At 75.0% G+C, this 26,392-nt stretch carries 25 protein-coding genes; 10 read left to right on the forward strand and 15 right to left on the reverse strand.

The window, feature by feature from the left end; all coding sequences use genetic code 11:
* The 4 genes from LWC35_RS33085 to aroQ form a co-directional block, all read left to right on the forward strand.
* A partial coding sequence (locus tag LWC35_RS33085; protein ID WP_232874428.1) for a chorismate synthase occupies positions 1-505 on the forward strand: 505 nt, incomplete at its 5' end.
* A 156-nt stretch (positions 506-661) separates the two neighbouring features.
* Complete coding sequence (locus LWC35_RS33090) at positions 662-1,291, forward strand: shikimate kinase (RefSeq protein ID WP_232874429.1); 630 nt, start codon at positions 662-664, stop codon at positions 1,289-1,291.
* 79 nt (positions 1,292-1,370) lie between these two features.
* Entirely contained in the window at positions 1,371-2,507 is a 1,137-nt protein-coding gene (aroB, locus tag LWC35_RS33095) for a 3-dehydroquinate synthase (protein WP_232874430.1), read from the forward strand.
* The gene (aroQ, locus tag LWC35_RS33100; RefSeq protein WP_232874431.1) at positions 2,504-2,941 is read left to right on the forward strand and encodes a type II 3-dehydroquinate dehydratase; all 438 of its coding nucleotides are present in this window, start codon (positions 2,504-2,506) and stop codon (positions 2,939-2,941) included. The genes aroB and aroQ overlap by 4 nt, the downstream gene beginning before the upstream one ends.
* Before the next feature lie 6 nt (positions 2,942-2,947).
* On the opposite strand, the gene LWC35_RS33105 is transcribed toward aroQ, so the two are convergent.
* On the reverse strand, positions 2,948-3,658 hold the full coding sequence (locus LWC35_RS33105) for an MBL fold metallo-hydrolase (protein WP_232874432.1): 711 nt from the start codon (positions 3,656-3,658) through the stop codon (positions 2,948-2,950).
* Positions 3,659-3,681: 23 nt separating this feature from the next.
* Here LWC35_RS33105 and LWC35_RS33110 point away from each other — a divergent pair, with 23 nt between their 5' ends.
* The 3 genes from LWC35_RS33110 to nusB all read left to right on the forward strand — a co-directional run bounded on the left by LWC35_RS33110 (position 3,682) and on the right by nusB (position 5,993).
* Positions 3,682-4,800: a M24 family metallopeptidase gene (locus LWC35_RS33110; RefSeq protein ID WP_232874433.1), complete on the forward strand. Its 1,119-nt coding sequence runs from the start codon at positions 3,682-3,684 to the stop codon at positions 4,798-4,800.
* A gap of 208 nt (positions 4,801-5,008) precedes the next feature.
* The gene (gene efp / locus LWC35_RS33115) at positions 5,009-5,572 is read left to right on the forward strand and encodes an elongation factor P (protein ID WP_232874434.1); all 564 of its coding nucleotides are present in this window, start codon (positions 5,009-5,011) and stop codon (positions 5,570-5,572) included.
* Between the two features lies 1 nt (position 5,573).
* The gene (nusB, locus tag LWC35_RS33120; RefSeq protein ID WP_232874435.1) at positions 5,574-5,993 is read left to right on the forward strand and encodes a transcription antitermination factor NusB; all 420 of its coding nucleotides are present in this window, start codon (positions 5,574-5,576) and stop codon (positions 5,991-5,993) included.
* Between the two features lie 104 nt (positions 5,994-6,097).
* Here the strand turns inward: nusB and LWC35_RS33125 are convergent, their stop codons facing one another.
* The 3 genes from LWC35_RS33125 to LWC35_RS33135 form a co-directional block, all read right to left on the reverse strand.
* The gene (locus LWC35_RS33125) at positions 6,098-6,847 is read right to left on the reverse strand and encodes an SDR family NAD(P)-dependent oxidoreductase (protein WP_232874436.1); all 750 of its coding nucleotides are present in this window, start codon (positions 6,845-6,847) and stop codon (positions 6,098-6,100) included.
* A 115-nt stretch (positions 6,848-6,962) separates the two neighbouring features.
* Positions 6,963-7,874: a DMT family transporter gene (locus LWC35_RS33130; protein ID WP_232874437.1), complete on the reverse strand. Its 912-nt coding sequence runs from the start codon at positions 7,872-7,874 to the stop codon at positions 6,963-6,965.
* 51 nt (positions 7,875-7,925) lie between these two features.
* Positions 7,926-10,319, reverse strand: a complete 2,394-nt coding sequence (locus LWC35_RS33135) for an MGDG synthase family glycosyltransferase (RefSeq protein ID WP_232874438.1) — start codon at positions 10,317-10,319, stop codon at positions 7,926-7,928.
* Between the two features lie 59 nt (positions 10,320-10,378).
* Between LWC35_RS33135 and LWC35_RS33140 the strand changes: the two genes are divergently transcribed.
* On the forward strand, positions 10,379-11,509 hold the full coding sequence (locus LWC35_RS33140) for an MGDG synthase family glycosyltransferase (protein ID WP_232874439.1): 1,131 nt from the start codon (positions 10,379-10,381) through the stop codon (positions 11,507-11,509).
* A 173-nt stretch (positions 11,510-11,682) separates the two neighbouring features.
* Here LWC35_RS33140 and LWC35_RS33145 read toward each other — a convergent pair whose 3' ends face one another.
* The 8 genes from LWC35_RS33145 to hpnC form a co-directional block, all read right to left on the reverse strand.
* On the reverse strand, positions 11,683-12,342 hold the full coding sequence (locus LWC35_RS33145; protein ID WP_232874440.1) for a VC0807 family protein: 660 nt from the start codon (positions 12,340-12,342) through the stop codon (positions 11,683-11,685).
* A 181-nt stretch (positions 12,343-12,523) separates the two neighbouring features.
* Positions 12,524-13,528, reverse strand: coding sequence for an adenosyl-hopene transferase HpnH (gene hpnH, locus LWC35_RS33150; protein WP_232874441.1), 1,005 nt, complete (start codon positions 13,526-13,528; stop codon positions 12,524-12,526).
* A gap of 4 nt (positions 13,529-13,532) precedes the next feature.
* Complete coding sequence (gene ispH / locus LWC35_RS33155; RefSeq protein WP_232874442.1) at positions 13,533-15,071, reverse strand: 4-hydroxy-3-methylbut-2-enyl diphosphate reductase; 1,539 nt, start codon at positions 15,069-15,071, stop codon at positions 13,533-13,535.
* A complete protein-coding gene (shc, locus tag LWC35_RS33160) occupies positions 15,068-16,978 on the reverse strand; it encodes a squalene--hopene cyclase (protein ID WP_372463148.1) in 1,911 nt (636 codons plus the stop codon). Before shc ends, ispH begins: the two co-directional genes overlap by 4 nt.
* Before the next feature lie 23 nt (positions 16,979-17,001).
* Complete coding sequence (locus tag LWC35_RS33165; RefSeq protein ID WP_232874443.1) at positions 17,002-18,048, reverse strand: polyprenyl synthetase family protein; 1,047 nt, start codon at positions 18,046-18,048, stop codon at positions 17,002-17,004.
* Positions 18,045-19,457 carry a hydroxysqualene dehydroxylase HpnE gene (hpnE, locus tag LWC35_RS33170; protein WP_232874444.1) on the reverse strand — a complete coding sequence of 471 codons (1,413 nt, stop codon included), beginning with the start codon at positions 19,455-19,457 and terminating at the stop codon, positions 18,045-18,047. The genes LWC35_RS33165 and hpnE overlap by 4 nt, the downstream gene beginning before the upstream one ends.
* Positions 19,454-20,476, reverse strand: coding sequence for a squalene/phytoene synthase family protein (locus LWC35_RS33175; protein ID WP_372463150.1), 1,023 nt, complete (start codon positions 20,474-20,476; stop codon positions 19,454-19,456). Before LWC35_RS33175 ends, hpnE begins: the two co-directional genes overlap by 4 nt.
* A 152-nt stretch (positions 20,477-20,628) precedes the next feature.
* Complete coding sequence (hpnC, locus tag LWC35_RS33180) at positions 20,629-21,618, reverse strand: squalene synthase HpnC (protein ID WP_232874446.1); 990 nt, start codon at positions 21,616-21,618, stop codon at positions 20,629-20,631.
* A gap of 132 nt (positions 21,619-21,750) precedes the next feature.
* Between hpnC and LWC35_RS33185 the strand changes: the two genes are divergently transcribed.
* Both LWC35_RS33185 and LWC35_RS33190 read left to right on the forward strand, forming a co-directional pair.
* Positions 21,751-22,956 (forward strand): PucR family transcriptional regulator, encoded by a 1,206-nt coding sequence (locus tag LWC35_RS33185; protein WP_232874458.1) that lies wholly within the window; start codon positions 21,751-21,753, stop codon positions 22,954-22,956.
* A 122-nt stretch (positions 22,957-23,078) separates the two neighbouring features.
* Positions 23,079-23,693, forward strand: a complete 615-nt coding sequence (locus LWC35_RS33190; RefSeq protein WP_443690213.1) for an Rv1733c family protein — start codon at positions 23,079-23,081, stop codon at positions 23,691-23,693.
* Positions 23,694-23,772: 79 nt separating this feature from the next.
* Here the strand turns inward: LWC35_RS33190 and LWC35_RS33195 are convergent, their stop codons facing one another.
* From LWC35_RS33195 to galT, 3 genes are read right to left on the reverse strand one after another with little or no spacing between them, the layout of a single operon-like run.
* Positions 23,773-24,141 carry a YchJ family protein gene (locus tag LWC35_RS33195; RefSeq protein WP_232874448.1) on the reverse strand — a complete coding sequence of 123 codons (369 nt, stop codon included), beginning with the start codon at positions 24,139-24,141 and terminating at the stop codon, positions 23,773-23,775.
* Positions 24,138-25,262, reverse strand: a complete 1,125-nt coding sequence (galK, locus tag LWC35_RS33200) for a galactokinase (RefSeq protein WP_232874449.1) — start codon at positions 25,260-25,262, stop codon at positions 24,138-24,140. The genes LWC35_RS33195 and galK overlap by 4 nt, the downstream gene beginning before the upstream one ends.
* Positions 25,259-26,368, reverse strand: a complete 1,110-nt coding sequence (gene galT / locus LWC35_RS33205; RefSeq protein WP_372463149.1) for a galactose-1-phosphate uridylyltransferase — start codon at positions 26,366-26,368, stop codon at positions 25,259-25,261. The genes galK and galT overlap by 4 nt, the downstream gene beginning before the upstream one ends.
* Positions 26,369-26,392 lie beyond the last annotated feature (24 nt).

Genomic DNA, 26,392 nt, shown 5'->3' on the forward strand with positions numbered 1-26,392 from the left:
CTACGGCATGCCGGTCGGCGTGGGCTCGTACGTCCAGTCCGACCGCCGGCTGGATGCCAAGCTGGCCGCGGCGCTCATGGGCATCCAGGCGATGAAGGGCGTGGAGATCGGCGACGGTTTCCGCACCGCGCACCGCCGGGGCTCCGCCGCACACGACGAGATGATCCCGGGCGACCCGGTGAAGCGGCTGTCGAACCGCGCGGGCGGCATCGAGGGCGGCATGACCAACGGTGAGCCGGTGCGGGTGCGCGTGGCCATGAAGCCGATCTCGACGGTGCCCCGGGCGCTGCGGACGATCGACACCGCGACCGGTGAGGAGGCCACGGCCATCCACCAACGGTCCGACGCCTGCGCCGTCCCGCGTGCCGGGGTGGTCGCCGAGTCGATGGTGGCGCTGGTGCTGGCCGAGGCGGCGCTGGAGAAGTTCGGTGGGGACTCGCTCGCCGAGACCCGGCGCAACGCGGCGGCCTACCGGGAGGACGTCGCGCGCCGCTTCGCGCACTGAGATCGGGCTCTGAGATCGGGCGGTGATCTCGGGCACTGAGATCGGGCAGTGATCTCGCATACCGACGTGGTGCGGCGGCGGCACCCGGGGGCCGTTGGTCCGGGGTCGCCGCGGGCGTCGGGCAACGCCGGGCGAACGGCGGATACGATCGCGCCCGTGAGCGACGCGACGAGGCCGGTGCTGGTGCTGGTGGGTCCCCCCGGGGCGGGCAAGAGCACGGTCGGGCGGGTCCTCGGGCGTCGGCTGTCGGTGCCGTTCACGGACGTCGACACCGAGATCGAGGCGCGCGTCGGCACCACCGTCGCGGAGATGTTCACCGCGCAGGGCGAGGAGGCCTTCCGCGCGGTGGAGCGCGAGGTCGTGGCCGAGCTGCTGGGCACGGAGTGCGGCGTGCTCGCCCTCGGCGGCGGGTCCGTGCTGGCCGAGTCCACCCGCGCGCTCCTGGCCGCGCACCGCGTCGTCTACCTCAAGGTCGGACTGGCCGACGGCATCCGCCGCACCGGCATGTCCACCGCGCGCCCGTTGCTCGCCGGCGTGAACCCGCGGGCCACCTTCCGTGCCCTGCTCGAGGCCCGCGCGCCGCTGTACGAGTCCGTCGCCACCGTGCAGGTCGACACCGTCAAGCGCAGCGCGAACCAGGTCGCCGCCGCGGTGCTCGCGGCGCTCGGCCTCGACACCGACGCGGCCCCCGCCCCGGACTCCCGCCCCGGCGACCCGGACGACGAGGTCACCCCCTCCGACGACGCCGCGCTGCCCGACCCCGTCTTCGGCCGCCCCGGCTCCTGAACCGCCTCGACCGCCGGACGAGGGAGCGCGGCCGCCGACGCCCCGCAGCAGGGCCGACCGCGGCCGTTAGGGTCGTCGCATGACCCAGCCCGGCCCCTCGGAGACGAGCCCGACCGCGAACGCGCCCGCCGCATCGGGCGCCGAGACCACGATCCGCGTCGCCGCGGAGCGGCCCTACGACGTGATCGTCGGCCGCGGGGTGCGGGCCGGGCTGCCCGGCGTCGTCGCGGAGCTGGGGTCGCGGACCGCGCTGCTGGTGCACCAGCCCGCGCTGGCCGAGGCGGCGGAGTCGGTGCGCCAGGAGCTGGAGACGGCCGGGATCGACGCCCACCGCGTGGAGGTGCCCGACGCCGAGGAGGGCAAGTCCCTCGCGGTCGCCGGCTTCTGCTGGGAGGTCTGCGGGCAGATCGGGCTGACGCGGCAGGACGTCGTGATCGGGTTCGGTGGGGGAGCGGCGACCGACCTGGCCGGCTTCGTGGCCGCGACCTGGATGCGCGGGGTGAAGGTCGTCCACGTGCCGACCACCCTGCTCGCCATGGTCGACGCGGCGGTCGGTGGCAAGACCGGCATCAACACCGCCGCCGGGAAGAACCTGGTCGGGGCGTTCTACGAGCCGTCCGCGGTGCTCGTGGACCTGGCGACCCTGGAGACCCTGCCCGAGCCGGAGCTCGTCGCCGGCATGGCCGAGGTGATCAAGGCGGGCTTCATCGCGGACCCGGTGATCCTCGACCTCGTCGAGCGGGACCCGAAGGCCGCGCTCGACCCGGCCGGCGAGGTCCTGCCCGAGCTGGTGCGCCGGTCGATCCAGGTCAAGGCGGACGTCGTGGGCGCGGACCTGCGCGAGTCCCACCTCCGCGAGATCCTCAACTACGGCCACACCCTGGGCCACGCCATCGAGCGCCGCGAGGACTACACCTGGCGGCACGGCGCGGCGGTCAGCGTCGGGCTCGTGTTCGCCGCGGAGCTCGCGAGGGCCGCCGGCCGCCTCGACGACGCGACCGTCGCCCGGCACCGCGCGATCCTCACGTCGATCGGCCTGCCCACGACGTACGCCAAGGGCGTGCTGCCCGAGCTGGTCGAGACCATGAAGGGCGACAAGAAGTCGCGCGCCGGGATGCTGCGGTTCGTGGTGCTCGACGGCCTGGCGAAGCCCGGCCGGCTCGAGGGCCCCGCCCCGGAGCTGCTCGAGCAGGCCTATGCCACGGTGAGCGCATGAGCGACACGACCCGCGTCCTGGTCCTGAACGGCCCGAACCTCAACCGGCTCGGCCTGCGCGAGCCCGGCATCTACGGCCACACGACCTACGCCGACCTCGTCGCGCTCTGCGAGAAGACCGGCACCGAGCTGGGCCTGGAGGTCGAGGTCCGGCAGACCAACACCGAGGGCGAGCTGATCGGCTGGCTGCACGAGGCCGCCGACGACGGCACCCCGGTCGTCCTCAACCCCGCCGCGTGGACGCACACCAGCGTGGCCGTGCGCGACGCCTGCGCGATGCTCACCGGCGGCCTCGTCGAGGTGCACATCAGCAACGTGCACCAGCGCGAGGAGTTCCGGCACCACAGCTACGTCAGCCCCGTCGCCACCGGCACGATCGTCGGCCTCGGCGTGCAGGGCTACGTGCTGGCGCTTCGGTACCTGGCGAGCCGGTAGGCCGGCTCAGCCGAACGCCAGCACGAACTCCTCGGCCGACCGCGGCCGGAACACGACGTTGGCGCGGCGGACATCGAGCAGTGCGGCGTGCGGCTCCTCCGAGTACCGGTGCCCCGGGTAGACGACGGGGTTGCCCGCGAGGGACCCGAGCCGCTGCAGGCTCCGGTACATCGCCTCGACGTCGCCGCCGGGGAAGTCCGTGCGGCCGCAGCCCTGCAGGAACAGGGTGTCGCCGGCCACCAGCCGCCCGTCGACCAGGAAGCACTGGCTGCCGGGCGTGTGGCCCGGCGTGTGCAGCATCCGGATGGGGATGTCGCCGACCTGCACCACGTCGTCGTTCTCGTGCAGTGTCAGGTCGGTGGCGGAGAGCCCGGTGACCTTGGTGACCCACTCGGCCTCGGCCTTCTGCACGTGCACCGGCACCGGGGTGCGGGCCAGCAGCCCGGCGAGCCCCTCGAGGTCGAAGCCCATCATCGTGCCGCCGACGTGGTCGGGGTGGTGGTGCGTGGCGAGCACGCCGCCGAGCCGCATGCCGTCGGCCTCGAGAACGTCGAGCAGGTCGTCGGGGGCGTAGGCGGGGTCGACGACGACGGCCTCGCGGGACTCCTCGTCCCCGATCAGGTAGGCGAAGTTGACCATCTGGGTGGCGACCCGGTCGCCGACCGCGAAGTCCCGTCCGGACAGCAGCTGCCTGAAGTACAGCCCCGACCCTGTCATGCACCCAGCCTAGGCTGAGGACCATGACCGGTGGCGCCCCGACCAGCACCCGAGCCGAAGCCGTGCGGCGCGAGGCCCTGCGCGAGCGGATGCGCGCGGCGGGGCTCGACGGGCTGTTGGTGACCGACCTCGTGAACGTCCGCTACCTGACCGGGTTCACCGGCTCCAACGGTGCCCTGCTGCTCGCCGCGACGGACGACGCGGCCAGCCGGTTCGGCACGGACGGCCGGTACATCACGCAGGCCGCGGCCCAGGTGCCGGACGTGCCGCCGGTGATCGAGCGGGCCACGGCGCTGGCCCTGGCCGCGCGGGCGTCGGCGCTCGGGATCCGGCGGCTGGGCTTCGAGTCCGACGCCGTGACCGTCGACGCCCACGCCGCCCTGGCCGCAGCGGCCGAGGGCGCGACGCTCGAGCGGGCGCCCGGGGTGGTCGCGCAGCTGCGGATGATCAAGGACGACACCGAGATCGAGGCGATCCGGCGGGCCTGCGCCCTCGCCGACACGGCGTTGACCGACCTGCTCGACGCGGGGGGCGTCCGGGCCGGCCGGACCGAGCGGGAGATCGCCCTGGACCTGGAGTTCCGGATGCGCGCGCTCGGGGCGGACGGGCCGTCGTTCGACTCGATCGTCGCCGCAGGCCCGAACTCCGCCGTCCCGCACCACAGCCCGACCGGCGCCGCGCTGCGCCCCGGCGACCTCCTCAAGCTCGACTTCGGCGCGCTGGTCGGCGGCTACCACTCGGACATGACCCGCACGCTGGTGCTCGGCCGGGCCGCGGACTGGCAGCGCGAGCTGTACGACCTGGTGCGGGGGGCGCAGGCCGCCGGGTGCGGGGCCGTGGAGGCCGGGGTGCCCGCCGCCGACGTCGATGCCGCCTCCCGCGAGCCGATCACCGCGGCCGGGCTGGGCGCGGAGTTCCTGCACGGGTTGGGCCACGGCGTCGGGCTGCAGATCCACGAGGCCCCGGCGCTGTCGGCCGCGTCGAAGGACGTGCTGGAGGCAGGCATGGCCGTGACCGTCGAGCCCGGGGTCTACCTGGCCGGCCGGGGTGGCGTGCGGATCGAGGACACGCTGGTCGTGGCCGGCGCGGGGCCCGCCGAGACCCTGACCGGGTTCACCAAGGAGCTCGTCGAGGTGGCCTGACCCGGGGCGTCGCCCGTGCGCGGGCGCGCGACGGTATCCTCGACGGCGGTTCGGTGGGGCCTGCCCGGGCGGGAGTCCGGGCGCCGCCGCCGAGAGCGACATCCGCCGCGTGCGGTCGTACCGGTTCGTCACCCGTCGTCACGGTCGGCACACGCGCGCCCTTCCGTACGACCCTGTACGACCGCGACGAACCAGGAGAGACCCGCACGTGGCCACCACGAACGACCTGAAGAACGGCTTGGTGCTCAACCTGGAGGGCCAGCTGTGGTCGGTCCAGGCGTTCCAGCACGTCAAGCCCGGCAAGGGCGGCGCCTTCGTGCGCACCACGCTGAAGAACGTGATGACCGGCAAGGTCGTCGACAAGACCTTCAACGCCGGCACCAAGGTCGACACCGCGACCGTCGACCGCCGCGACATGACCTACCTGTACCGCGACGGCGCGGACTTCGTCTTCATGGACGGCGACACCTACGACCAGCTCCCCATCCCGGAGAACGTGGTCGGCGACGCCGCGAACTACCTGCTGGAGAACCAGGTCGCGCAGGTCAGCTTCCACGAGGACAGCCCGCTGTTCATCGAGCTGCCCACCTCGGTCGAGCTGGTCATCAGCCACACCGACCCGGGCCTGCAGGGCGACCGCTCCACCGGCGGCACCAAGCCCGCCACCCTGGAGACGGGCGCGGAGATCCAGGTCCCGCTGTTCCTCGAGACCGGCACCAAGGTGAAGGTCGACACCCGCGACGGCCGGTACCTCGGCCGCGTCAGCAGCTGACGTGCGGGCCAGGACCAAGGCCCGCAAGCGCGCCCTCGACATCCTCTTCGAGTCCGAGGCGCGCGGCGCCGACCCGCTCGCGGTGCTGACCCAGCGCCGCGAGACGGACGACGCGCCGCCCGTCTCGGACTACGCCGCGCTGCTGGTGCGCGGCGTGGTGGAGAACCGCGAGCGCATCGACCAGCTCCTCGCCGAGCACGCCGAGGGCTGGACGGTCGCGCGGATGCCCGCCGTCGACCGCACGCTGCTGCGGATCGGCGTCTACGAGCTGCTCTGGGTGGACGAGATCGACGACCCGGTGGCGATCACCGAGGCCGTCGAGCTCGCCCGGACCCTGTCGACGGACGACTCGCCGCGCTTCCTCAACGGCGTCCTCGGACGCATCGCGGACATCGCCGAGCACCTCCGCGCCACGCTGTAGGTCGCATTATGGCTCCATAATGCGATTTCGGGCGCGTCCAGGTCGCAGTAGGGAACCATGATGCGATTTCGGGCGGGCGGCTCCGGAATGCGTTTCGCCCGAGATCAGCCGAAGCGGCGCGAGGCCCGGGCGAACAGGGCCGGGGCGGCCCCGTGCACCTTCGCGCCCAGGGCCAGCCACCGGGGCACGACGACCTCGACGGACCCCCGCCGGACCCCGCGGACGATCTCCTCGGCGACCCGGTCGGCAGGGATCGGCCGCGGGAACCGGCGGTCGTACTCCCGGCCGCGCCGGCCGAAGTAGGGCGTGTCCACCGCGCCGGGCAGCACCGTGGTCACACCGATCTCGGGTGCCTCGATCCGCACGGCGTCGGCGAAACCCCGCAGGCCCGCCTTCGTGGCGGAGTACACGGCCTCGCCGGCCACCCCGAGGGCGGCGATCGAGGCCACGAACACGAGGTGCCCGCGCTCGGCGCGCAGGCCGGGCAGCAGGGCGCGGGTGAGCTGGACCGGCGCCCGCAGGTTCAGGTCGATCAGCTCGTCGACCCGGGCGGGGGAGAGCTCCTCCAGCGGCCCGGCCGCCCCGACCCCCGCACAGTGGACGACGAGTGCGGGCCGGGCGGGCAGCGCGTCGAGCAGGGCGTCCACCCCGTCGGCCGGGTCGGCGGTGAGGTCGGCGGTGAGGTCGGCGACCACCGCCTTCGCCCCGGTCCGCTCGGCGACCTGCTGCAGCCGCTCCGGGTCCCGGCCGGTGAGCACGAGGCGCGCGCCGTCGCCCGCGAGGCGCTGCGCGACGGCGGTGCCGATCCCCGAGGACGCCCCCGTCACCAGCGCGGTGCGGCCCGAGACCTTCACGACGCCCTCCGCATCATGGATCCACAACTCGCAGAGACCGGCCGCGAATCCGCATTATGGTTCCATAACGCGGAAAGGAGGCGTGTAATTCGACGGTAGGGTTCCATGCTGCGGCTCACCCGGGGGCCACGTCGGGTCGGCCGCGACCCGTGGCCGCCTGCTGGGCGTCGAGCTCGTGGAGCAGGTGGCTGCCGCGCAGGGTGATGAAGGCGATCCCGGCGATCACCACGACGGCGGCGAAGCACTGCCCGCCGAGCAGCGCCGGTGAGGTGTCGAGCCGCTCGCCCAGCCACCACACGCCGATCAGCACCGCGACCACCGGGTCCACACTGGTGATCACGGCGACGGCCGGCGACACCATCCGCCCCTGCTGGAAGGTGTTCTGGCTGAGGAGGAAGCCGATCGGCCCGATCACGCACACCGCGTAGAGCGTGACGTGCTGGAACGGCTCGAACAGCCCGACCCGCAGCTGGCCCGTGACGACCTTCATCAGCCCGGCGGTGACGCCGTACATGATCCCGGTCGCCAGGGCGAGCGCCAGCACGCGCGTGGGGTGCTGCACGAGCGACGAGTACACGATCGAGCCGACCACCGCGGCGGCGAGCGCGATCGCGAGCGGCAGCCCGCCCCAGACGTCGACGTGCTCGTGCTCCGACGGCACCGGGCGCGCGAGCAGCAGGAACCCGGCGATCCCGGCCGCGCAGAGCAGCGCGCCGAGCAGGATCAGCGGGTCCGGTCGGCGGCGTGACATCAGCGAGGAGAACGCCGCCGCGAACACCACCCCGGTGACCAGCAGCGGCTGCACCACCGCAATCGCCCCGTACGCCAGGGCGATGAGCTGCAGCAGCAGCGCCACCACGGTGGCGACCAGGCCGAGCAGCCACATCGGCCGGCGGAGCAGCGTGGTGATCAGCCGCGGGTTCAGCGTCGACGCCGTCTCCACCTCGTGGGTGGCGCGCTGCTGGGCCGCGGTGGCGAGCCCGAACCCGGCGGCCCCGAGCACGGCGGCAGGGACCGCGATGAGCATGTCGCCGTCCACCTTCACCACCCCCCGGTGCCCACGTGCCGAACCCTCCGATCAGCGCTGGTGCTCGCTCCGCGAGCTCCGCCCGGTGTCGGGTAGCTGCATACTCCCCAACGACCGCCTCAGGCCAGCAGGTATTCCCTCGATCACGGGAAGCACGGCGGGATCCGCGGTGATCCCCACGCACGTGTACCGGCCCCAGTGCAGCGCGCCGACGGCCAGCCCGACGCCGTCGGCGAGCGGCAGCACCGGTTGCACGCTGCGGATCAGCCCGCCGCGGATGTGCAGGGGGCGGCGCGCGCCCGGCATCACCGAGGCCAGCAGGTGGAAGAACCGACGGCCGTAGACGAGTCTGACCAGGGGCGCCTGCACCCGGCCGGGCAGCAGGCCCAGCGCGGCCAGCACCGCCGCGGCGCCCTCCGGCTGCCCCGCCGACGAGCCCGCGGCCAGCGCCCGGTCCACCCGGGCGATCCGTTCGGCCGGGCTCATCGGCCCGGTCGGGAGGTCCACGGACACCGCCGCCGTCCGGTTGCCGCCGGCCCGGCTGCCCACGCCCGCGCGCGTCCGGGTCGTCATCGGCACCATCGTGCGGATCCGCGGCGGTGCGTCGAACTCCTCGTGCAGGGTCTGGGCCAGTGCCGCCAGGACCAGGACCGTGGTGCCGACGCCGTGGGCACGGGCGGCCCGGCGGACCTCGCCGCCGTCGAGGTCGACCGACAGCCGCCGCGGCGCGGGACCGGAGCGCCCGACCAGCGGGGACCGGCCCGCGGGGCCGGCCGTGGCGAGGCTCGCGATCCCCCGGACGACGGTGAGGGCATGCCGCAGCCGGTCCGTGCCCCCCTCGCCGCCGGCGGCCATCCGTGCCGCCGGTGTCCCGGCGTTCTCGTCGGTGAGCAGCCGGATCAGCCCGTCGGTGACCGCGAGGCCGTCGCCGAGGGCGTGGTGCACGCGCGCCAGTACGGCGGCCTCGCCGGTGTCCGCGCAGGCGGCCTGCAGCTCCCAACCCACGCCCGGGTCGAGCGCGTCGGCGAAGAAGGCGGTGACGGCGTCGTCCCAGCTCGTGCGGTCCCCGCCCGGCCCGATCCGCCAGACCGTCCGCCGGACGTGCACCAGCGGGTCCGGGGCGGGCTCGGACCGCCAGCGCAGCGGGCGTCCGGGCCGTGGCGGGGCGAGCCGCCGGGTGAGCAGGTCGAGGTGCGGCGCCCGCTCGCGGACCAGCGCGTCGAGATGCGCCACCCACCCCTCGGCCGGTGCGCCCGCCACCGTGATCCGGGCCCCGACCTGCTGCGGCACCTCCGGCGTGGCGGCGTGCACGAACAGGGCGTCCTGCGGGCGCAGCCGTTCCTCGACGGGCGCGGTGCCGAGATCGGCGAGCGCGGCGACGTCCCGATCCAGGTCCCGGGCCTCCAGCCGGCGCCGCAGGTCCTTGACGACGACCGCCCGCGCGCCGGGGTCGCGCAGCTCGGCGACCGCCTCCGCCACGCCCGCCCGGCCGCGGCAGATCCGGGCGAGCCCCGCGGCGGCCAGCACCTCGGCGTTGGCCCGGCCGTGCCCGGGGATGGGGTCGGCGAGCAGCAGCGGCCGGGCGCAGGCCAGCGCCTCCAGCGCCGTGGCGCCCCCACCGTTGGTGATCACGAGGTCGGAGTCCCGGGTCGCGGAGGCGGGGTCGTCGATCCAGTCGACGACGGTCAGCCGCCCGCCCTGCGGATGGCTGTCGGCCAGCCGGCGCAGCCGGCGACGCAGCGCGGGGAGCCGGCCGGTGGTGACGAGGACCTCGGCACCGGCGTCGAGCGCGCCCGCGCAGATCCCGGGCACGTCGCCGAAGGCCAGCGAGCCGCAGGAGACGAGGACGCGCGGCCGTTCGCGCGGTGCCTCCTCCGGTGGGGCGAAGGCCGACACCACGGGCAGCGCGGCCACGTGGACCGGCGCGCCCGGGGCGGCGCGGCGGAGCAGCGCGGCACCCTCCTCGGTGCTCACCAGGTGCAGGTCCAGCACGGGCGAGGCCCAGAGCGGGTGCGGGGCGGGGTCGTTGACCAGCGCGACGGCGGGGACGGCGAGGCGCCCGCGCCGGCGCAGCCACGCCAGCCCGGTGATGCCCTCCGGGAAGGTGGCCACGACGAGGTCCGGCCGGTGCTCGCGCAGCGCGGACTCGAGGCCGCGGCCGCTCCACCGCCCGATCACGGCGCGGGTACCGGCCCGGAACACGGGTACGTGCCAGAGCAGGCGGAAGTACAGCTCGTACAACCAGGGCAGGTAGCGGATGCACCCGGCGTAGACGGCGCGGAACACCGGTCCGGTGCGAGGCCCCATGCCGTCCAGGGTCTCGGTCCAGGTCACCTCGACGGCCGGCCACGACCGCCGGGCGCGTTCCTCGACGGCGCGGGCCGCGGCGTGGTGGCCCGCCCCCATACTGCCGGTGACCAGCAGCAACCGTTGCGGAGGGGTCATGGGAGTCCTTGCCTGCGGGGAGTGAGTGGGCCGAGGGGCACGGGGGTATCGTGTCCTGTATGGACGGTGGAGCGCCGCGCCGGGTCCTCGTGCTGTCGGCCCCGGTGGGTGAGGGACACGTGGCGGCGGCCCGTGCCCTGGCTGCGCGGATGCGCGAGCTGTGGCCCTCCGCCGAGGTGCACGAGGTGGAGAGCGCGAGCGGCGGGCGGCGCGGCGGGGTGCGCGACGCGGTGCTGCGCCGCTCCTACGCGGCCACCATGCGTTGGGCCCCCGGTCTCTACGGCCTGGGTTACGACCTGCTCGTCCACCACCCGCGGTTCGCCGCGCTCTGCAAGCGCGTCGTGGCCGCGCGGCTGGGCCGGTCGCTCGCCCCGCTGCTGCGCGAGGAGCACCCGGACCTGGTCGTCTCCACCTATCCCATGATCAGTGGTGGGCTGGCCTGGCTGCGCCGGCACGGGCAGCTGCCCGCCCGCAGCGTCGCGGTGGTCACGGACGTCGCCGTGCACCCGTTCTGGGTGTGGGCGGACGTCGACGAGACGTGGACGCTGCTCCCGGCCAGCCGGGCGCAGGCCGCGGACCTGGTCCCGGGGGCCGAGGTCCGGGTGGCGCCGGCGGCCGTCGACCGCCGCTTCCACCCGGGCGACCGGGCGGCGACCCGGGCGGCACTGGGGTTGCCGGAGGGCGCGTTCGTGGTGCTGGTGACCGGCGGCTCGCTGGCCTTCGGCGGGATGGAGGGCGTGGTCGACGCGGTGCTGGCGGGCGGCGCGGGGGAGGGCCCGCCGGTCGAGGCCGTGGTGCTGTGCGGGCGCAACGAGCGCCTGCGCTCGCGCCTGCGGGCGCGCCGGACGCCGGGCCTGACCGCCCTCGGCTGGACGGACCGGGTGCCCGAGCTGATCACCGCGGCGGACCTGGTGCTCACCACCGCCGGCGGGATGATCGCGAGCGAGTCGCTGTCCGTCGGCACGCCCGTGCTGTTCGCGAACCCGGTGCCCGGGCACGGCCGAGCGGGGGCGCGGATGACGGAGGAGGCCGGGCTGGCGCTGGTCTGCCCGCGGCCCGCCGACGTGACCGCGGCGGTGCGCCGGCTGCGCGCCGAGCCCACCGGCCGGGAGGAGCTGAGCCGCCGGGCGCGGGAGTTCTCCCGCCGCACCCTCGACGCGGAGCTCGAGGAGCTGGCCCGCCGCCTCTGACCGGCCCGCGTCATGGCTCCATAACGCGCTCAGAGCCGGGGGTCGCTGAGCATTATGGCTCCATAACGCGGTCAGAGCCGGGGGTCGGTGAGCGTTGTGGTTCCATAACGCGCTCAGAGCCGGGGGTTGGTGAGCGTTGTGGTTCCATAACGCGGTCGCGAGCGGTCGGCGCCTCAGCCCACGCGGAGCTTCGGCTGCGGCACGCCGACGCGCAGGCCGATGCCCTCGCCGGCCAGCGAGCGGTGGAACCACCAGAGCGAGAGTCCGATGCCCACCGCGACCAGCGAGTACGAGCCGGCCGTGGACACCATGAGGAAGTTGCCGACGGTCTGGGTGGCCAGCACCGCGAGCGTGGTCATGCCGTTGACCAGGAAGACCGCGGCCCACAGCAGGGAGACCTTCTTGAAGAAGCTCTTCATCCGCGGGTGCTGGGTGAGCGAGTCGGGGAAGGCGCAGAAGTCGTCCGCGAGCTTGGCCAGCAACGGCCGCTCCAGCCCGATCGTGACGAGCAGCAGCCCGGCGAACACGAAGTTCTGCACCGTGGGCTGCAGGAAGTAGAGGAAGGCGGACCCGGTCCACAACCCGACCACGGTGCGGACGACGAGCAGGGCGGTGGTCAGCCACAGCACCGCGGGGATCTTCCGCCGGGTCACGACGCGACGCCCGATGGCCAGCGCGGACCAGGACAGCGCCCCGAGCATCCCGGCGGCGAAGCCCGCGTGCGTGAAGAGGATCCAGAACAGCGCGAGGGGGATGAGGGTGGACTCCAGGAGCGGACGGCCGGCGTGGCGCAGCAGGGATCCGATCGGGGGGAGATGGATCAGAGTGGTCATCCGGTGCTCCGGCATGCAGGTCCTCGTCGGCTCGGGAAACCAGTTCGCCCGCGTCGTCGTCGATCGCGTGAGCGGGAGTGTAGCGGTCGGGGTCACGGGGAGATAACGGGCCGGTTGCCCGTTGTGACCTCCCCGTGAGCCCGTGTCCCGGCACTGCGCTGACCTGCTCCGGAGGGTGCGCTCAGACGCCCGCGGCGGTGCGGATGGTGTCCCGCAGCGACCCGAGCGTCGCGAACACCGCCGACGGCTCGTACCCGCAGTGCGCCATGCAGTTGGCGCAGCGCTCGTCCTTGCCGCGGCCGTAGGCCTCCCAGTCGGTGTCGTCGATGAGCTCCCGGTAGGTCTTCACGTACCCGTCGTCGAGCAGGTAGCAGGGCTTCTGCCAGCCCAGCAGCGAGTACGACGGGATCGCCCACGCGGTGCACTCGAGGTCCCGGCGGCCCTCGAGGAAGTCCAGGAAGACCGAGGAGTGGTTGAGCCGCCACCTGCGCCGGCGCCCGTTGTCGAAGGCCTTCTTGAACAGCTCACGCGTCTGCTGGACGCCCAGGAAGTGCTCCTGGTCGGGGGCCTTCTCGTAGGCGTACCCCGGCGAGATCTGCATGTTGTCGATCTTGAGCTCGTCGTTGAGGTAGTCGAGCACGTCGATGACGTCCTGCGGGGTGTCCGTGTCGAAGAACGTGGTGTTCGTGTTGACCCGGAACCCGGCCTCCTGCGCCATCCTGATGGCGGCGACGGCCTGGTCGAACACGCCCTCCTTGGCCACGGACTCGTCGTGCCGCTCGCGCAGCCCGTCGATGTGCACCATCCAGGCGAAGTTCTTGTGCGGGGTGAAGCGGTGGAGGTGCTTGGGCAGCAGCACCGCGTTGGTGCACAGGAAGACGATCTTGCCAAGGTCCAGCAGCCGCTGGACGATGACGTCGATCTCCTTGTGCATCAACGGCTCGCCGCCGGCGATGGAGACCATCGGGGCGCCGCTCTCCACGACGGCGTTCACGGCCTGCTCGACCGGCATCCGCTGCTTGAGCAGGTGCGCCGGCTGCTGGATCTTGCCGCACCCGTTGCACTTGAGGTTGCAGGCGAACAGCGGTTCGAGCTCGACCAGGATCGGGTACTTCTCGGTCCCCTTGATCTTCTGCTTCAGCAGGTACGTACCGAGACGGATCGACTGGCGCAGTGGCATGGCCATCTGGTCAGCTCACCTCCTTGGGAAGGGTGAAGACGACGTCCTCGGTCCCGGTCGTGGTCGTCGTGACGGCGACCGGACCGAGGCCGGAGAGACAGGACACGACCTCGTCGACGAGTTCGGGGGGCGCCGACGCCCCCGCGCTGACCCCGATCCGCCGGGCCCCGTGGAGCCAGGTCAGGTCGATCCCGCCGACGTCGTCGACGAGGTGGGCCGGGGTGCCCGCGCGGGCGGCCACCTCGGCCAGCCGGCGGGAGTTCGACGAGTTCTCCGAGCCGACGACGAGCACGAGGTCGGTCTCGGCGGCCACCGCGCGGATCGCGCGCTGACGGTTCGTGGTGGCGTAGCAGATGTCGTCGCGGCGGGGGGTCGAGATCGCCGGGAACCGACCGCGGAGCACGGCGGCGATCCGCTCGGCCTCGTCCACCGCGAGGGTGGTCTGCATCGCGTAGGCGACCCGCCCCGGATCGGGCGCGGTCACCGTGTGGGCCATGGCCTCGTCCTCGACCACGACGATGTCGGCCGGGGACTCGCCGACGGTGCCCTCGACCTCCTCGTGGTCGGAGTGGCCGATGAGGAAGACGGTCTCGCCGCGCCCGGTGTGCCGCTTGACCTCGGCGTGCACCTTGGCGACGAGCGGGCAGGTGGCGTCGATGACCGCGAGGTCGCGGGCCTCGGCCTGGGCGCGGACCGCGGGGGAGACGCCGTGCGCGGCGAGCACACAGGTCGCGCCGCGGGGCACCTCCTCGACCTCCTGCACGAACACCGCGCCCCGCTCGGTCAGCCGCCGCACCACGTGCGCGTTGTGCACGATCTGCCGGCGCACGTACACCGGGGCGCCGTAGCGGTCGAGCGCCCGGTCGACGATGTCGATCGCTCGTTCCACCCCGGCGCAGAAGCTCCGCGGCTCGGCGAGCACCACCTCGCGGGCGGCGGGCGCGGTCCACGTCGCGGCGAACCACTCCCGCAGCGCGGGCGCGGCGCGCCGCAGGGCCCGCAGGGCGGTGAAGCCGCGGACCGGGGTGCCCGGCCGTACCAGCGGCGCCTCCGGGGTGTCGACGATCGCCCGGACCACCGCGAAGGGTCCGCCCGCCGACGCCTCGGCGAGCCACCCGGACTCCATGTCGACGGCGAGGGCGCCCTCGCGGCCGAGCCCCGCGCGCCGGGCCCCCTCGACCACCGTCGGCGAGGACACGATCGGGCCCAGGTGCGCCCGCAGGCCGAGCCGGCGCAGCGCCGCGGCCAGTGCGGCCGCGGTCGGCACGGGGATCGGTGCGCGGAAGTCGGTGAACCGGATCTCGTCGGCGACCACCAGGTCGCCGGCGCGGACCGCCGGGTCCAGCGCCCCGGCCACGCCGGTGACCAGCACCGGCCGCGGGCCGCCGGAGGCGATCCAGGCGGCCGAGGCCTGTGCCCGGGCCGGACCCATCCCGGTCCGGACGACCGTCGCGTCGCCGACCACGCCGCGCAGGGCGGCGCGTTCCACACCCAGCGGGGCACAGACGACCGGCGGTCCCAGGGCCGGTACCGCTCGCGGGGTACTCATGCGTCCACCTCCTCGCACCAGCGCCCGAGGGCGGAGACGGGGAACGTCATCCGGTAGAGCCGGTAGCGGATGTAGAAGGCGCCCGGGAACCCGGTGCCGGTGTACATCTCCTCCTCCCAGCTCCCGTCGGGGAGCTGGGTGCGGGCGAGGAACCCGACGGCGCGCCGGGCCGCCTCCGACCGCGCCGCACCGGCGGCGACCAGCGCGAGCAGGCCCCACGCCGTCTGCGACGCCGTGGACTCGCCGCGGCCGACCCAGCTCGGGTCGGAGTACGAGCGGAGGTCCTCGCCCCAGCCGCCGTCGGCGTTCTGGTGGCGCTCCAGCCACGCGACGGCCCGCCGGATCGCCGGGTCGGACGCCGGGATCCCGGCCGCGACCAGTGCCGGGACGACGCCGCCGGTGCCGTAGACGTGGTTGGCGCCCCACCGGCCGAACCACGAGCCGTCGGGCTCCTGGTGGTCGAGCAGCCAGCGCACGCCGCGCCGGCACGCCTCCCCGCCGGCCAGGCCCTCGTGGGCCAGCATCTCCACCACGTGGGCGGTGACGTCGGCCGACGGCGGGTCGATCACCGCGCCGAAGTCGCAGAACGGCAGCTTGGTCACGAGCTCGCGGGTGTTGTCGGCGTCGAAGGCGCCCCAGCCGCCGTCGGAGGACTGCATGCCGATGTTCCAGACGACGCCGCGGTCCACGGCCGCCCGCAGCCGCTCCGGATCGGGGTGGGCGACGCGGCGCAGCGCGAGCACGACCTCGGCCGTGTCGTCCGTGTCGGGGTAGCCGTCGTTGTCGAACTCGAAGGCCCAGCCGCCGACGGGCAGGTCCGGGCGGCGGACCGCCCAGTCCCCGCGCACTCCGCGGATCTCCTCGTCGAGCATCCAGGTGGCGGCCCGGACGACGTCGGGGTCGTCGGCCGGCACACCGGCGTCGAGCAGGGCGGTGACGGCCAGGCAGGTGTCCCAGACGGGCGACTGGCAGGCCTCGAGCATCCGGACCGTGCCCTCCGGGGTCTCCGTGCGGACGAGGAACCGCTCGAAGCCCTCGAGCCCCGCCTTCATCGCGGGATGGTCGAGCGGATAGCCGAGCAGGTGCAGCGCGAGCAGCGAGTACACCCACGGCGGCTGGATCCCGCCCCAGCCGCCGTCGGCCTCCTGCCGGGCCAGGATCCACTCGGCGCCGCGGCGCATCGCGAGCCGGCGCAGCGGGCCGATCGGCCGCCTCGCGTAGGCGTGCAGGCCGACGTCGAGCCGCTGGAAGGCCCCGGCCCAGGTCCACGGCGCGTCGAACGGCTCCGGCGCCGCGCCGGACCGCAGCTCGTCGACACCGAACGGCAGTGGCCGGGTGGGCCGCAGCGTGGCGACGATCGTCAGCGGCACCACCGTCTGGCGAGCCCAGCAGGACCAGTCGTAGACGTTCAGCGGGAACCACTTCGGCAGGAAGATCAGCTCCGGGGGCATGTTCGGCAGGTCGTCCCAGGACCACAGCCCGAACAGCGCCAGCCAGATCCGGGTGAAGACCCGGGAACGCTCGATGCCGCCCTCGGCCTGGACGAACTTCTCCGCCGCCCGCATGTGCTCCGCGGCGGGGTCGTCGCCGGCCAGCCGCAGCGCGACCCACGCCTCGGCGGTGGTGGAGAGATCGCCGGGGCCGCCGGCGAAGGTGGCCCAGGTGCCGTCGGCGCGCTGCTGGGAGCGGATCCAGCGGGCGGCCTCCTCGGTCTCCTGTGCGGTGCGGATGGCGAGGAACTCCCGCATGAGCAGGTCCTCGGCGTCCATGGTCACGTTGGTCTCGAGGTCGCCCTGCCACCAGCCGCGCTCGTGCTGGATCGACCTGAGGAAGCCGACGGCCTTCTCGAGGGTCCGCCGGGCGTCACCGGCCTCGGTGGTGCCGGTCTCCGGTGCGGTGAGGGTCACCAGTTCTCCCTGCTCAGCAGTCGTCAGAAGTCACGGGTCGTGAGGTGGCGGCCGAGCGCGACGAGCTCCGCGCGCGGCCCGTCGGCGAGCCCGGCACCGGTGAGGGCCCGTTCGGCGAGGTCCATCTGCCGCCGCGCCTCGGCGGCGGCCCATTCGCGTCCGCCGCCGCGTTCGACGAGATCGGCGGCCGCGCGGAGCTCCTGTTCGGTCTGCTCCCCGGACCGGGCCAGCCACGAGGCCAGCTCCCGCCCGGCCGCGCCGCCCCGTTGCACGGCGAAGGTCACCGGCAGGGACTTCTTGCGCGAGCGCAGGTCGGACAGCACGGGCTTGCCGGTGACGGCCGGGTCGCCCCAGATCCCCAGCAGGTCGTCGACCAGCTGGAAGGCCAGCCCGATCGCCGCGCCGTAGTCCCGCAGGCCCGCGACCGTCACGGCCGGGGCGCCGGCCAGCACCGCACCGATCGCCGCGCTGGTGGCGAGCAGCGAACCGGTCTTCCCAGCCGCCATCGACAGGCACTCGTCGACGCCGACGTCCGCGCGGTCCTCGAAGGCGACGTCCTCGGCCTGCCCCCGGATCAGCTCGCGGGTGGTGGTGGCGATCAGCCGGGCGGCCTCGGCCGCGTGCGGCGACGGGTCCTCCAGCAGCACCTCGGTGGCCAGCGCGAGCAGCGCGTCGCCGCAGAGGATGGCCGAGGCCGCGCCCCAACGGGACCAGACGGTCGGGCGGTGGCGGCGCTCGGTGTCGCCGTCCATGAGGTCGTCGTGCAGCAGGGAGAAGTTGTGCACCAGCTCCACGGCCACGGCGCCGGCGATCCCGGCCTCGACGGGCGCGCCCGCGGCCCGGGCGGAGAGCAGGGCCAGCGCGGGCCGCACGGCCTTGCCGCCGCCGCGGCCGGGGGTGCCGTCGAGCTCGACCCAGCCCAGGTGGTACTCGGCCTGTTCCCGACTGGCGGTGTCGAGCCGCGCGACGGCGGCCTTCAGCGCAGGTGTGACGGTGTCCCGGCAGCCCGCGAGCAGGGCCGGCACGTCCGGGCCGGCCGCCGTGTCGGTCGACCCGAGGACGGCGGTCATGCGGCCACCTCCGCCGGCACGGCCGCCCGGTCCGCGAGCAGGGCGTCCGCGGCGGCCACCCCGCTGCGCACCGCGCCCTCCATGGTCGCCGGCCAGCCGGTGTCGGTCCACGCCCCGGCCACGTAGAGGCCGGGCAGGGCGGTACGCGGGCCGGGCCGCAACGCGGCCTGGCCGGGGGCGCCGCGGAAGGTGGCGTGCGGTTCCCGGGTCACGAACGAGTCCAGGACCTCCGCGTCGCGCGCGGCGGGCAGCAGCGCCTCCAGCGCCGGCAGGAACCGCTCCCGCAGGGCGGCCGCCGGCAGCCCGACGAGGTCGTCGGCGGCCGAGAGCGAGACGGCCAGGTACTGGGCCCGCGGCCCGTACACCGCGGTGGCGCCGGACTGCGCGGTCCGGTCGAAGACCCACTGCACGGGCGTGTCGACGCCCGCCGCGAACCCGGTGTCGATCCCGGGGTCGAGCACCCGGCGGTCGTAGACGACGTGCACGTTGACGATGGGGGTGCTGCCCAGCCGATCGGCCCAGTCCCCGGGCAGCGGCAGCGCCCCCGGGGGCAGCAGCCGCTCCGCGGGGCCCGGCGGCACGGCGCAGACGATCCGGTCGGTCACGAGCTCCTCCTCTCCGTCGGTCGTTCCCACCGGGACCCGCCACCGGCCTCCCGGCCGGGTCCCGCCCTGCACGAGCGCCCGCGCCTTCGCGGACCTCCTCACCTCCACGCCGGCCGCCGCGAGGGCGTGGCGGGCGGCGTCGTCGTGGAGCGCGCCGAGCGGCGCGGTGGCCCAGCCGATGTCGCCGGCGGCGGCGTCGGTGAGCAGGCCCAGCTGGAAGACCGTGGCGGCGAGCGCGAGGGAGGCGTCGCCGGCCCGGGCGTTCAGCGTGGCGATGCCGACCAGGTCCCACAGCGCGTCGACCGCCCGGCGGCCCTGCCCGTGCTCGGCGAGCCAGTCACCGAACGACCGCGTGTCCGTGGCCGGGTCGGTGCGGTCGACCGCGCCGAGCGCCAGCGCCGCCCGGACGAGCCGGAGCCGCTCGGCGACGGACAGGTGCCGGTAGCGCAGGAGGGCACCTCCCAGGTGCAGCGGGGCGGGGAGCAGGGACAGCGGCGTGCGGCGCAGCCGGGCCGGAGCGGCGCCCGGCGCCAGCACCGGGATGTCCAGCCGCTCCTGGAGCACGATCATGTCCGCGGCGCCGATCCGCACGACGAAGTCGCGGTAGGCCGTGCAGCAGCGGAGGAAGACGTGCTGGCCGGTGTCGACCGCCAGCTCGCCGCGCGTGAACGAGCCGGCCACCCCGCCGAGCCGGGCGCGCGACTCGAGCAGCGTGACGGCGAGCCCGGCGTCGGCGCACCGGAGCGCGGCGGCGACGCCGGCGAGCCCGCCGCCGACGACCGTGACCCGCGCCCCGCCGCTCACGCCGTCCGTCCCGCCAGGGCGCGCAGGGCCACGCCGATCTTCTGCGCCCCGGACAACGACCGCCGTTGCGCGTACACCGACCGCGGATCGGCCGCGATGTCCTCCAGCAGGCGCCGGTAGATGCCCGCCATCGCCCCGGCACAGGCCGCGCTGCGCCGGTCGAGCAGCGGGAGCAGCTTCAGCCCCTCCGCGTACCAGCCCCGCGCCCGTTCCGCGGCGAAGCGGATGTACGCGGCGAGCGCGCCGTCGGGGTCGGCGAGGGCGCCGGCCGCGTCGAGCCGCAGCTCGGCGCCGAACCGCGCAAGCTCCTCGGTCGGGAGGTAGACGCGGCCGTTGCGCAGGTCCTCGCGGAGGTCGCGCAGGATGTTGGTCTGCTGCAGCGCGATCCCGAGCGCGTCGGCGTACTCCGCGGCGTGCGGGTGCGGGCGGGAGCCGAAGATGCCCAGGCAGAGCCGGCCCACCGAGCCCGCCACCTGCCGGCAGTAGACGGTCATGTCGTCGAACGTCGCGTGCGGCCGGGCGGCCAGGTCCTGATGGTCGACTCCGCGAGCTCCGTCTCCGTTCCGATGGTCGACTCCGCGAGCTCCGTCTCCGTTCCGATGGTCGACTCCGCGAGCTCCGTCTCCGTTCCGATGGTCGACTCCGCGAGCTCCGTCTCCGCTGCTCAGCGCCGCGTCGTGGTCCATCCGCGCGTCGGCCTCGACGCCGTCGACCAGCTCCTCGAACGCGCCGAGCGGGATCGGGTAGCGGCGGGCGGCGTCGGTGACGGCGACCAGCACCGGGTCGGACGGGTCGGGGCGCTGCGCGCGCACGGCCCGGATCGACGCCCGGACCTCGGCCAGCGCGGCGCTCTTCTCCTCGAACGAGATCACGGTGGCGCCGCCGGGCGGGTCGAAGTCGCCGTCGCCGATGTCGTCGATGCGGCGGGCCAGGGCGTAGACGGCCGAGAGCGCGGCCCGCTTCGGCGCGGGCAGGAGGCGGATCCCGTAGGAGAAGTTGCGGGCCTCGCGGCGGGTGATCTCCTCGCAGGCGGCGTAGGCGGCAGGGAGGTCGAGGGTGCGGTCGGTGGCCCCGTCGGTGGTCCGTCCGGTGTGGTGCGCGGCGGGCCCGCCGTCGGCGGCGGAGCGGTCGGTCGTGGCGGCGGTGGTGGCGGTCGGTCGGGAAGGGTCGGTCATCGGCAGCTCCGGGGGGTCGTGCGGGGGAGGTCCGGGCGGGACCGGACCCGGCGCGGGGCGGGTGAGCGGGACTGCAGGAGTACCGCGGGAAGGTGGCGCAGGACATCCCGTTTCCGGCTGTGCGCGGCCTCGGCGGCGCGGCCGAGGACCTCGCCGTCGACCCGGCGCAGCGCGTCGGCCGCCGCCCGGCCGCCGGCGACGTAGCCGGCCACCGCGAGCCGGGCCCACCCGTGCAGGGCGCCGACGATCGGCGTGCCGGCGGCGAGCAGCTGCTCCGCGCGCTCCGTCTCGTGCCGGACGAGCGCACGCAGGGCGTCCGTGGCGACGGGACGGTCGAGGTCGGCCTCCGTGACCCCGAACGCGGCGCGGTCCTCGGCGGGCAGGTAGATGCGGCCCCGGCCCCGGTCCTCGCGGACGTCCTGCAGGTGCTCGAGGAGCTGCAGCGCCGTGCACACGGCGTCGGAGGCGTGCTCGGTCTCGCCGTCCGCGGGCACCTCGAAGATCGCCAGGACGAGCCGCCCGATGGGGTCCGCCGACAACGCGCAGTACCCGAGGAGCGCGTCCCAGGAGTCGTAGGTCACCGTCTCCTGGTCCTGCACGTTCGCGTCGAGCAGGCGGTCGAAGGGTTCCGCCGGCAGGTCCGGGGCGACCGCCGCCAGCCGGCGCAGCACGGGCGTCGTGGGCACTGCCGCATGGAGGTCGGCGCGGAGGGCCTCGAGCGCGGTGATCCGCTCGGCGGGGGTGCCGGTGCCCTCGTCGCCGAGGTCGTCGATCATCCGGACGACGTCGTACACCGCCCGCAACCTGCGGCGATACCGCGCGGGCAGGATCCGCATCGCGACGGGGAAGTTCTCCGCGGCCTCCGCCGCGCGCAGCCGGGTCGCGTCCACGGGGTCGGCTGCGGACGCGCCGGGCCGGGCCGCTTCGGCCGAGCCCGCGCACACGCCTCCCGACGCCCCCGCGGGCGCCTCGTTCCCCCGTGCCACGCCGCTGATCGTGTCGCAGGAGGGTGCCGGCACTCTCCTCAACGCGTGTTAATTCTTTCGGGCCAGAATTGTCACGCACGTACAAAAGTGGTGCGTCCTTCGCCCCTCCGGGCGTACAACCTCGGTGTGGAGATGCCGAGCGCCGGAACGGACGACCTCGTCGAAGCCCTGCTCGCGCGCGTCCCCGCCGTGCTGGAGGAGGTCAGCGCGGCATTGTTGACCGAATGGCCCGATTACGCCCGGTTCGTCGACGCGAACCGTGCTGAGGTCGCGGCGGCGGCCCACCACGCCTTGCACCGGCTGGTCGCGGCGAGCAGCGAGCTGCAGGCCGGCGCGGACCTCCTCGGGACGCCGTCGACCGGCTTCGGCGAGCAGGAGCTGTTCGAGGAGATCGGCCGCACGCAGTGGCGGGAGGGCCGGGACGTCTCGACGCTCCTGTCGGCGTTCCAGCTCGGCGCGCGGGTGTTCTGGCGGCACGTCGCGCTGGTGGCGGTGGAGCTGCACCTGGAGCCGGCGGTACTGGCCGGCCTGGCCGAGGGCGTGTTCGCGTTCGTCGACCGGCTGTCCTCCTCGGCGGCGCACGGCTTCGTGCTGGAGCAGTCGGAGGCGGCGGTCGCGCGCGAGCGGCTGCGCGAGGAGCTCGTGGAGCTGCTGCTCTCCGACCGCGCGACGGAGGGGGCGGTGCAGGCCGCCGCGGCCCGCGCGGGCTGGCAGGTGCCGCAGGAGGTCGCCGTCGTGCTGGTGCAGGACGACAGCCTGCTCGGGCACGGGGTGCTCTCCCGGTTCGACCCGGCGTCGCTGCTGATCAACCGCGTCCGGCTGTCCGGCGCGATCGTGCCCGACCCGGCGCAGAGCGGGCGGCGCCAGCGGCTGACGGGGATGCTGCGCGGCACCCGCGCGGTCGTCGGGCCCACCGTGACGCCCGATCGGCTCCCCGCCAGCCTGCACATCGCGGAGGTGGCGGCCCGGTTGCAGCGCACCGGCGTGCTGCCCGAGGACCCCGTCTTCGCCGAGGAGCACCTCGACGCGATCATCGTGCACCGGGACTCCCGGCTGCTGGAGGTGCTGCGGGCCCAGGTGCTGCGCCCGCTCGAGGGCTCGGCGCCGGCCTCCCGCGAACGGCTGTGCGAGACGCTCTCCGCCTACCTGCGCCATCTGGGTGACCGGCAGGCCATGGCCGCCGAGCTGCACGTCCACCCGCAGACCGTGCGCTACCGCCTGGCGAGGCTGCACGAGCTGTTCGGGCCCCAGCTCGACGACCCGGAGAACCGCTCCCGGCTCCTCCTGGCCCTCGCCTGGGGTGCCCCGCGGCCGCCGGAGGCCGAGAACCTTCGGTGAACGGTCGGTGACGGCCTGCTTCCCCGGGGTGACCGATCCCACGGTCAAGTGGGTCTCACTCGCGTTGCCGGACTCCACCGCTCGGAGCACCGTGGAGGGACCGACGTGGAGAGGACCCCGACGTGCAACCCCACCGGCCAGGGAATTCGGATCATTCGGACCGCCCGCACCCGTACTCCGCGGCAGGCACCGACCGGATTCCCCGACGGGCCACGGACCGCCTCGAGTCGGCGGTCTCCTGGGTGCTGGGCGTGCTCGGCCTCGTCCTCGTGGCGGTCGCGGTGGTGACCGGGCTGCAGCTGCACGGCAACGGGCTGGAGCAGGCCCGCGCCGACGCCGTCGACCGGGTCTCGGTCGACGCCACCCTGCTCCAGCCCGTCGACGGCGCGATCGGCATGGACGCCGCCGCGGGCACGACGCAGGTCACCGTCCCGGCCACCTGGGCGGCGCCGGACGGCACCCCCCGGACCGGCACCGTGCCCGTCCTGGGCTCCCAGCCCGCCGGGTCCACCGTGCCGGTGTGGGTGGACCGCACGAGCGGGGCGATCGCCCCGCCGCCGGTCGACGCGCTACAGGCCGGGGTCACCGCCGTCGTCGGCGGGCTGCTGGTGCTCCTGGTCGGAGTGCTGGTGCTGCTCGGCCTGCGCGCCGTGGTCCGCGCCCGGTGCGCCGCCCGCAACCACGCCGCGTGGGCGCGCGAGTGGGCGCTCTACGAGCCGCTCTGGTCCGGCCGCTGAGCCGGGCCCTGAACCGGGCCCGGCCGCCGCTCCTCGCTCCACGCTCCGGCGCCGGTCCTGCGCCGTTCTCGGGCGGCGGCTACTCCGCCGTGAGGTAGAGCCAGGCCCCGTCCTCGCGCACGAAGCGGCTGCGCTCGGCCTGCACACCCGCTCGACCGCCGACCCGGTGGTGGGCCCGGAACTCGACGACCCCGTCGGAGTCGAGCGGGCCGCCGGCCACCCGGTCCACGATCTCCAGGCGCGTCCACTCCACCGCGGGGTCGAGAGCCAACCGGCGCGGCCGGGTCGAGCGGTGCCAGGTCCGGCGCAGGTACGCCTCGTCGCCCAGCGCGAAGGCCGCGAACCGGCTGCGCATCAGCTGTTCGGCCGTCGCCGCCCGCTCGCCGGCGTGGAGGCGGCCGCAGCAGGCCCCGTAGGGCTCGCCGGACCCGCAGGGACAGGGCGTCATGCGCGGCCCGCGCCGTCCGCGGCCACGGCGTCGAAGACGACCGGCGGGTCCCAGCCCCGCTCCGCGTAGGCGGCGGCGACGGCGTCGCCGACCCGGTCGCCGGTCGCGGCGTCGACCAGCGCGATCACGCAGCCGCCGAACCCGCCGCCGGTCATGCGGGCACCGTGCGCGCCCGCCTCCTCGGCCACGGCGGCGGCGACGTCGACGTGCGGCACGGTGATCTCGAAGTCGTCCCGCATCGACGCGTGCGAGGCCGACAGCAACGGCCCGATGGCCCGCGGGTCCCCGTCCCCCCGCAGCCGGTCGACGACCTCGAGCACCCGGTCGTCCTCGGTCACCACGTGCCGGGCCCGCCGGCGCAGCCGCTCGTCGGCGAGGGTGTCGACCTGCGCGGCCGTCGCGTCGCGCAGAGCCGGGACCCCGAGGAGCTCGGCCGCCTCCGCACAGTCGGCGCGCCGGGCGCCGTACTGGCCGTCGACCAGCTGGTGCGGCGCCCGGGTGTCGATCACCAGCAGCCGCAGGCCGTGGGTCGCGAGCGCGAACGGGATCAGCTCGACGTGGTCGTCCCGGGTGTCGAGGAAGACGAGCCGGTCGGCGACGCCGTGCATGGCGGCCATCTGGTCCATGCCGCCGGTGGGCGCGCCCACGAACTCGTTCTCGGCGCGGCGGGCGAGGTGCGCGACCTCGGTGAGGTCGAGACCGGTGCCGGTCAGCTCGCACAGCGCGACCGCGACCGCGCACTCGAGCGACGCCGACGACGACAGCCCGGCCCCGACCGGGACGTCGCCCTGGACGAACAGGTCGAGGTCGGCGACGGGGAGCCCCGCCTCGCGGAACGCCCACACCACCCCGGCCACGTAGGCGGCCCAGCCGGTGACCTCGCCCGGCGCGACCGTCGCCGCCGCGAACGTGACGGGATCGGCCTCCCGGGAGGAGTGCACCGTGGTGGCCCCGCGGGCGAGCTCCGCCGCGACCAGGGTCCGCCGGTCCAGCGCCAGCGGCAGCACGAAGCCGTCGTTGTAGTCGGTGTGCTCGCCGATCAGGTTCACCCGACCGGGGGCCGCCCACACCCCGGCCGGCTCGCGGCGGTAGACCTCGGCGAACCGCGCGGCGACGCTCACACCCCCGCCCCGTCCGCGGCCGTTCCGTCCCGTCCGGCACCCAGCTCCCGCAGCCGCGCGGCGACGTCCTCGGGCGTGGTGTCGTTGATGAACACGCCCATGCCGGACTCGGACCCGGCCAGGAACTTCAGCTTGTTCGGCGCGCGCAGGATCGAGAACAGCTCCAGGTGCAGCCGGGCGAGGTCGCGGTCGGTGCGCACCGGGGCCTGGTGCCACGCCGCGATGTAGGGGAGCGGGCGGCCGTGGAAGAGCTCCAGCCGGCCCAGCACGTCGAGCCAGATCGTGGCCAGGTCGGTGCGCTCGGCGTCGGTGAGGTCGGGCAGGTCCTTCGCGTCGCGGTGCGGGTAGAGGTGCACCTCGACGGGCCAGCGCGCGGCCCTCGGCACGAACGCGGTCCAGTGCGCCGTCTCGGTCACCACGCGCTCGCGCTCGGTCCGCTCCCGCTCGAGGATGTCCGCGTAGAGGTTGCCGCGGGTGCGCGTGCGGTACCGCCGGGCGGACTCCAGCTGCTGGCGGGTCCGCGGCGTGACGAACGGGTAGCCGTAGATCTGCCCGTGCGGGTGGGCGAGGGTCACCCCGATCTCCTCGCCGCGGTTCTCGAACGGGAAGACCTGCTCGACGTCCGGGCGGGCGGAGAGCTCGACGGTGCGGTCGGCCAGGGTGTCGATCACCAGCCGCACGCGGTCGGGCGGCAGGGCGCCGAAGCGGCCGTCGTGGTCGCTGGTGAAGCAGACGACCTCCGCCCGGCCCACCCCGCCGGAGAACGACGGGAAGCGGTTCTCGAACACCACGGTCTCGTAGTCGGGGGTGGGCACCTCGGTGAGGCGGCCCGGGATCGTCGGGCACAGCGGACACTGGTCGGCGCCGCCGGAGGGCTGGAACGTGCGCGTCTGCCGGTGGCTCGCGATCGCCACCCACTCGTCGAGCAGCTCGTCGTAGCGGATCTGCGAGACGGTGTGCACCTCGGGCAGGCCGCGCTCGTCCGTGCCGGGCACCCGGCCGGGCGTGGTGTCGTACCAGAGGATCTCCCGGCCGTCGGAGAGCCTGCCGCGGGTGCGGTGGACGGACGTGCCGCCGACGACGGCGGGGGGCGGTGCCTGCGTCACGGAGGATGCTCCAACCTGGTCGTG

This window comes from Pseudonocardia kujensis (genome assembly GCF_021283305.1).
Classification (GTDB): domain Bacteria; phylum Actinomycetota; class Actinomycetes; order Mycobacteriales; family Pseudonocardiaceae; genus Pseudonocardia; species Pseudonocardia kujensis.